The following is an 8,272-nucleotide window of genomic DNA, read 5'->3' on the forward strand; positions in this document are numbered from 1 at the left end:
ATCATGGTAACATTTGAAGGGCTTTCAATTTGCCTGTCTTCCTGAGCCTCAGTAATTGCATGCTCCAGGCGCTTCACCAGGGATCTCTCATGGGAAAAGTCACTTTTTTAAGTCAACCGGCAAAACAGGTCATTGTAAATAAGAAGCGCATTCAAGATAGTATTATTACAGGTTGATGAATGGGAAGGAGGAAAGCCAAAAATAAAGAAAAGAATCGCACAGATGACGCGAGAACTGTCCTCATTAATACGCGGTTTAACCATCACAAACAGATAGCTAAGATGAATGTAATCAGATATTTATAATTTCTTTAGTTGAATAGTAATTATCGGAGTCTAATAGGCCTTGAATGTTGGGAGAAGGACAACGAGTGAACCGTGAACGAATCCTTCATACGGTGAGGCGAAATTTAAGGACTGAAAGCGTGATGGACCATTGAAGGATTCCACGGTGAACTGTGTCCGCCGCCAATTCACAGCCTTGATTTTTCGTTCTTTGTATCAAGACAAAAGGACATAAAACTTATAATAACTTTAAATTATAAATATGGGGTAAGTCCTCAGTTATGAACGGTTGTATCAACAAAATCGATTCTTTACTTTTGGCATCTTTTCAAGATTTAAATCCAAAATACTCTTATGAAAACCCCTGAAATTGTCATCATTGGTGGAGGCTTTTCTGGTCTGCTTATAGCTTATTGGCTCCAAAAAGAAGGATTAAGAAATATTCAAATTCTGGAAGCCAGGAACCGGTTGGGCGGACGCATTTATACATTAAGATCAGATCATGAGCCTCCTATTGAGATGGGAGCCACCTGGTTGGGTAAAAAACATCGGAATTTGTTGCAATTACTGGATGAATTAGATATTGACATTTACCAGCAGTATATGGGAGATAAAGCATACTATGAGCCCATGTCGGTTTCACCACCGCAGCTTGTGGAGTTGCCTCCTAATGATGAACCGAGTTATCGGATTGAGGGTGGCACAGACAGGATCATTCAAAAATTGGCCAACAGTCTTCATCAAGGCCAAATTCATTCAGGTCAAACAGTAAAAACTATTCGGAAAACCGGTACGAAGTTAGAAATTAAAACTGAAAGCGATTTTTTTAAGGCTGATTATATAATCAGTACACTGCCCCCTAAGCTTTTGGTCGATAGTATTGATTTTTCTCCCTCTCTACCTGAAAAGTTTACAGATATCGCTTCACAGACACACACTTGGATGGCCGATTCGATAAAAATTGCGATGACGTTTGATAAACCCTTTTGGCGAAATCCGGAGTCCAGTGGCACAATCTTCAGCAATGTGGGACCTGTTAATGAAATGTACGATCATTCTGATAACACCCATTTTGCTCTTAAAGGATTTATGAACAATGCCTACCATGCGGTAGCTCGTGATCAACGAAAACAGTTAGTCATGGAGCAGCTCCGCCGATTTTATGGAGATAAGGTTGACAGCTACCAATCCTACCGGGAATTAGTTTGGCAAAAAGAGTCCTTTTCCTACAGCAAATACGAACAGCATATTATACCCCATCAAAACAATGGTCACATAAGATTCCAAGAACCACTTTTTGATAATCGACTACTGATTGCAGGATCTGAAACGGCAACTGAATTCCCAGGCTATATGGATGGTGTTGTAGAAAGTGCCCGCCGTACAATCCGGCAACTAAAAAAAATTCTTTCCTGATTATGAGAGATGCCTGGCGGTCTTGAGTATAACCGGTGCACGATTTACTGTTGATTAGCAACGAACGATTCATACTATAAAAAGCCATGGATAAATATATTGAGCAACTTCTATAAAAGACCAGGTTAAAGTTGAGAAGGAGTAAAGAGGCCTTTGGATCAAAGATGATATGTGATTTTAAAAATCAGATCGAATATCATAAATCAAAAATCTCCAATCAGAAATCAAGCTCTTCGAAACCATGCCCCAAGCTTTTGTGCAAAGGGAAAGGGGCACAAGTAACGCTTCGCTGAACACTTGCGCCAGACGGGGGATTAAAAAATGATATACGATTCTGGAGATATGCGATATACGATCTTTGATCTGCTAATAAAAGGATTGTGATTTTGAACACTCATTTGATGATTTTCAACGACAACAATCAAAAAATCAAGCTGTTTGAAAACGAGAAATCACATCATCTTGTATCATGTAGAGGCAAGGCACTATCACCAAAATGATGGAAGTCGCAAAGACGATACCGAACCCGAGTGAGATTGCCATCGGGATCAACTGGATGGCTTGTCGTGATTGTTCCAGGATGATCGGGGTTAACCCGCCAAAGGTGGTGAAGGTGGTGAGCATAATCGGGCGGAAACGCCGCAGGCCGGCTTCGTGAATGGCTTCAAACGGGCTGTGATCATTTTTTCGTTGTTTATTGGCATAGTCGATCATAATCAGCGAGTCGTTCAGAACCACCCCGGAGAGAGCAATGACCCCCATCAGACTTACAAGAGAAAGATCGTATCCTAATAGGATGTGGCCAATCACCGCACCTACAATTCCAAATGGAATAGCCCCCATTATAATTAAAGGTTGAATATAGCTGCCAAATGCAATGGCCAGTAATCCGTAGATCACAAACATAGCCAACATAAAACTTCCCCAAAGAGCTGAGGTGGATTCCCGCATCTCTGCCTGGCTGCCTTCAAAACTCCAGGTAATTCCGGGAAAATCGGCCTGTAACTGTGGCAGTGTTTCCGTTTGAATGGATTCAAGAATTCTTGAAACGGCATTGGCAGGTTCAGCATCCATGCTTACGCTTACAACACGACGTCCGTCTCGCCGGTTGATGTTCGTAAATGCTTCGCCCTCTTCAATGCTTACCACATCCAGAAGAGGAACCTCCGTACCATTGGGTGTCTGTACCACAAAATCTTCCAGGTGATAGATATCCTGCCGCTCCGAACGGGGTAATTTAACCCGCACTTCAATCTCGTTGGTTCCCCGAAGCTGACGCATTGCCAGTGCACCATAGAAGGCATCCCGCAACTGTTGCCCCACGTATTCAGGAGTCAGACCAAGTTTACGCCCTTCCGGAAGCAGCCGGAAGTCGAACTGGGTTTTGCCGCGATTGTAATTGTCGTTTACATCGCGGGTTTCAGTAAATTGCTCTGCACGTTCAACAAAAGCTTCACTGGCTGCTTCAAGAACTTCAATATTTGAATGGCTTAAATCTACGCTGATATCCGGAAGATAGCCGGCGGGGCCCCGTTCGGCCTCAAATGTCATCTGATCAACCCCTGGAATATCTCCAATCTGATCCCGCCAGAGCTCAATAACTTCCTGGGCGGTCATATCTCGTTCATCCGGGTTTTTCAGTACAATTTCAACGTCAATAAAACTTTGGCCCCGAACATTGGTTTTTATCCCGTGAGCTACTTCAAACAGGTTGTGTTCCTCAAACATCCTGTGTGTAGATTCTGTAATATCCTCGGCTACGGCTGCGGCCTGGGTTGGTGTTGTTCCCACGGGAAGCCTCACCCCGGTTTCAATCTCATCGGCGGCATCTTCTGGCATCATTACCATTCCCATATGGTCGCTGTATCCATATCCGCCCACAACTAAAAGCAGTGCAACAGCCACACTTAAGGTGATGTATCGGTTTCGGAGGCAGAGTTCAAGAAAACCCCGGTATTTGGTGTTTACAAAGTGGTTAAAACGATCAGCAAATTTCTGCTGATACTTGTGAACGATCTTTCCAATTTTAAACCGATCTTTTTTCTTGCTGTGAGCCAGGTGGGCGGGGAGGATAAAGAGAGCTTCAAACAGCGATACAGTCAGTACAATAATGACAACTGCAGGCAGCGGCCACCAGTATTTTCCTGTAACTCCGGGCATGAACAGGAGGGGGACAAACGCAATGATGTTGGTCAAAATAGCGAATGTAACCGGACGCCCCATATCTTTGGCACCTGCAATGGCCGCATCCAGGAAGCTCATTCCGCGCTCCCGGAACTCATACACATTCTCTCCAACTACAATCGCATCATCCACCACAATTCCCAGTACCACAAGGAACCCAAACATGGAGATCATATTGATACTCAGATTTGCAAGAGGCAGGAAGAGAACAGCTCCTATAAAAGAGATAGTCATTCCCATCATCACCCAGAAAGCAAGCCTGTATTCAAGGAAGAGTGCCAGGATGACCATCACAATCAGGATAGCAAGCACTCCATTTTCCATGAGTAAATAGAGCCGTTCCTGGAAATCTTCCGCAGCGCTGCTGTCAATTCTGTACTGTACACCCGGCGGAAAATTTAGCTGTGCTTGTTCAAGTATATTGACCACAGCCTCAGAAATTTCAAGAGGGGATTGACTCCCGATTCGATAGATTTCCAGGTCAACCGTTGGCTGCCGGTTAAACTCCCCGTGAAATCCGGTCTCCTCAAAACCATCTGTAATGTCAGCTATGTCGGCAAGTGTAACTGTTCCGCCGGTTTCGGATGCAATCAGTTCAATATTTTCATATTCATCAGCCCACTGCTTGCGTTCCTGCATGCGTAGTAAAATTTCACCTGCGCTGGTTTCAACAGCACCGGCCGGGATATCTTCGCTCGACTGGGCAATCAGGTTGGAAATATCACCGAGAGTTAATCCATATTCACGTAGCCGATCTCTCGGAATCTCTATATGTGTTACGTAATCAGGTACATTTCCAATATCTACCTGGGTGATTTCTTCGTCACTGAGAAGCTGATCCCGAACATTCTCTGCCAGTTTACGGAGTGTCCAGATATTGGCATCTCCATAAAGTCCAATTGTCATCACTTCCTGCTGATTCGTCTGAAGTTGAACTTCGGGCTCCTCGATATTATCAGGGAACGTTCGAATCCTGTTTACAGCCTGGTCTATATCCTGGTACGTTTTCATCCGGTTGGTACCAACAACTAACTCAATAGATATCTGACCTGATCCCTCTTGTGCTTCTGAAGTTACTTCTTTGATTCCCTGAACTCCGCGAATGGCCTCTTCAACGGGCCGTAGTATTCCCTGTTCTACTTCGGCGGGAGAGGCCCCGGGGTATACCACACTCACTTCAACAAAATCCAGCTGGTATTGAGGAAACACCTCTTTTTGGATGTTGAACATCGTCCAGATACCGCCGCCGATGAGAATAATCATAAGAAGATTGGCAGCGATCGGGTTGTTGGCCATAAAGGCAATGGCCCCGGAGGTATTACTTTGCTTTGTATTTTTTGATTCGTCTTCCGTCATATTTATCAAATGTTTCCTGCCGATGTAGAATCAGCCATTGCAGTGGTATTTGTGGAACTTTCAAGTCTGAGGGGAGAACCATCCACAACGGTTGTCAGATTTGTGGTTACAACCTGTTCACCATCTTGAAGGCCTTCAGTGATGTAGGCATAATTGGCATCCCGAAAGAGAATCTCGGCATTTCGAATACGGAGTGTATCATTCTCATTCACCCAGATGGTATCATCCTGGCGTATATAATCGCGGTTTAACCGAACCACATCCCGGAGTTCCCGGGCCTGTATATTCGCTTCTACAAAAGAACCGATCATTAATCGGGGCTGGTCGCCATTTTCGCTCAGATATCCGTGAGGGTCGGGAACTTCTACTAAAACTCTTGCCATCCTGGTTTCATTTTCAAGTGCACCTACCAATCGGAAAAGATTTCCTTTTCGATGTTCTCCATCATTCCATGCTGTTCGATTCCTGATGGTTACCGGTGAACCGCCATTTCCATTTTCAGGAATATCAATCCACCGGAGATCCCGCAACGGAACGGTTGTTTCAATCCAGTAGGTTTCCAGTCCTACCAGGCGGGCAAGATTGTCTGAAGGAGTGACCTGCGATCCTACATTCACATTGCGCGATAAGATATAGGCATCAAACGGTGCCCGAATGGTTGTTCGTTCTAAATTTAGTTTTGCTTGTTCAACTGCAGCCTCGGCGGACTGAACATCTGATCTTGCCGCATTCAGCTGAGGTTCCCGAAGTACCAATGCCTTATTTTCATTTTCCAGGGAGTCGTCAAGAAGTTCATAATCTTGGCGGGCAACATTTTGCCGTCCCATCTCAATAGTCAGGTCTGTTTTAGCCTGTTCCAGCTCACTTCGCCGTTGTTGAAGTGCATTCTGGTAGTCGGCCGGATCGATCTGCATCAGCATTTCTCCCTCTTCTATGTAACCACCCGGTGTGAAATTTTCTGACAACTGAATAATCTCCCCGCTCACACGCGGACTTAACGTAATATCCTGCGAGGGTACGACGGTTCCCATGGCGCTAATCGTTGGGGTAAAGTTTCCCTTCTCTACCTGAACAGTATTTACAAGCATAGCCGTCTCTTTGGTAGCACCGGTTCGCTGGGCCTCCGGTTCAGTGTTAAATATTAACAGGATGATCGCTGCCCCTGCTAACAAAACACCAAGACTAATTAACAATGTTTTTTTACTCTACTTCGATAAATCGATTTCGATTCGTTTGCGAAAAAGCTTCTATAAGCATTCCTTGATAGGCAATTGTACCATTTGCACATTTGGTTATGTACAGTCAGAATCAGTGTATCTATACTTGGTAATCGTGTACAGCTTAAGTGACCAAACAGCTGGCTACATTTGGGATTCATTAACCTCAGCCATCCTTTCTGTCTCAAATGAGCCGGCAAGAGCCCTGTAAAGCGAGATTCTGTACTCTACTAACGTCAATCGGGCCGATAAAAGATCCCGGCGTAATTGTTGAATGCCATCCAGTGCTGTTAGTACATCCAGGTAATTGCCGCTTCCATTCAAATATTGAAGCCGAAGCTGCCGGTACGCCTGGCTGGCCAGTTCAAGTTGTCGTTCAATACTGTCGATACTCTCAACCTGTTTCTTTTCACGGATCAAGGCATCTTCAACTTCCCGGAAAGCGGTTAATATCGTCTGTCCGTACTCATACAATCGTTGATTTTTAACAGCTTCATTTCGATCAACTTCGGCTCGCAACTCTCCTCCGTAAAAAATGGGTGCCAGCAAATTTCCGGCAAAAGAGATCGCCCAGTCCTCAAAGAGTGCACCGGCACTTTCTGAAGCGCTTGATGCTGACGCAGAGATTGTCAAACGTGGATATTGATTACTGATCGCTGCGGCCAGATCATTGTCGGCAGCCTGCAAAGAAGCATATGCACTGCGAACATCCGGCCGTTTTTGAACAAGATCCGTGGGGACACCGGTGCTCGGAATCGGAGAGAGTTGCGGGAGGTCTTCCGGGCTGAAATCAATTCCTGATTGAGGGGGCTTGCCTAATAAAACAGCCAGCTGATTTTCCAATGTTTGAACTCGTGACTCGGCATAGGTTCGCTGCTCTCGTGTGGCCTCAACCAATTGCTGCTGCCGCAAGACATCCACACTTTGTATCTGCCCGATTTCAAAACGATTTTTTAAGAGCTGAAGAACGGTCAGGTTTGTATCAATCTGTTCATTTACCAGTTCGAGCTGATTCTGCGCATCCGCAAGTTGATACCATGTGCGTACAATTTCTGCCGTCAGACTTAACGCTGCGGTTTGATAATCAAAAAGAGTGGCCCGGGCTCGAAATTGTTCAGCATCTATGGTTGAGCCGATGCGCCCCCAGAGGTCAATTTCGTATGAGGAAGAAAGCCCGAGTTGAATCTGCTCAGAATCCTGTGAACTATCAGAAAATCGGTCGGCTTGTGCAGAACCGGATGCGTCCAGGGTGGGGAAGAGGAGAGAAGATTCGCGATCAACCACAGCTTCAGCGGCTCGCAATCTTTCCCAGGCAGTGAGTAATGTAAAGTTTGAAGTCAAGGCACTGTCAATTACCGTATTCAATCGGTTGTCCTCAAAGGATGTCCACCATTTAGCTGGCAGCACTTCCATTCCCGACTCTGAAAAAGAATCCGGAATTTCTACAGGATTCGATACTTCTTCCTGAGTTCTGCAGCCATTTAATACAAGTACAGCGATGCCCAGAAGCAAGAAAAGTTTTTTTATTGAGTGATTTCGGGGCATCGGTAAAATTCTGCTTAAAATTTCTGTTTGTCGGTTTTAAGTGTAATGTCCTTTTCTGATGGAGAACTTAATCATAGAATCTATATGAACTTTGAAGAAGACAATTTGGATATAGATTTTTATTTACCATGAACTGTACTGTCAAACAATCTCAGAGAGAAGAAAGTTTATGGGAGTTATTAAGAGTTTTAAAAAAGGATGTCACTTGCGCCCATGTTTTTTGCATAGGGAAGGGTCATAAGTTACGCTTTGTTTAAGAATTGCGTCTTG

General features: G+C 44.7%; 4 protein-coding genes. 1 reads left to right on the top strand and 3 read right to left on the bottom strand.

What is annotated here, in order from left to right; genetic code table 11:
* The first annotated feature begins 638 nt into the window (after window positions 1–638).
* A complete protein-coding gene (locus tag U5K35_RS05775) occupies window positions 639–1,700 on the top strand; it encodes an NAD(P)/FAD-dependent oxidoreductase (RefSeq protein WP_322570529.1) in 1,062 nt (353 codons plus the stop codon).
* 429 nt (window positions 1,701–2,129) lie between these two features.
* On the opposite strand, the gene U5K35_RS05780 is transcribed toward U5K35_RS05775, so the two are convergent.
* The 3 genes from U5K35_RS05780 to U5K35_RS05790 all read right to left on the bottom strand — a co-directional run bounded on the left by U5K35_RS05780 (window position 2,130) and on the right by U5K35_RS05790 (window position 7,969).
* Window positions 2,130–5,240, bottom strand: coding sequence for an efflux RND transporter permease subunit (locus U5K35_RS05780; protein WP_322570530.1), 3,111 nt, complete (start codon window positions 5,238–5,240; stop codon window positions 2,130–2,132).
* Between the two features lie 5 nt (window positions 5,241–5,245).
* Window positions 5,246–6,412 (bottom strand): efflux RND transporter periplasmic adaptor subunit, encoded by a 1,167-nt coding sequence (locus tag U5K35_RS05785; RefSeq protein WP_322570531.1) that lies wholly within the window; start codon window positions 6,410–6,412, stop codon window positions 5,246–5,248.
* Between the two features lie 189 nt (window positions 6,413–6,601).
* On the bottom strand, window positions 6,602–7,969 hold the full coding sequence (locus U5K35_RS05790; RefSeq protein WP_322570532.1) for an efflux transporter outer membrane subunit: 1,368 nt from the start codon (window positions 7,967–7,969) through the stop codon (window positions 6,602–6,604).
* Window positions 7,970–8,272: the final 303 nt, after the last annotated feature.

Origin of the sequence: Rhodohalobacter sp. (assembly GCF_034521535.1) — a bacterium.
In the GTDB taxonomy this organism is placed as follows: Bacteria; Bacteroidota; Rhodothermia; order Balneolales; family Balneolaceae; genus Rhodohalobacter.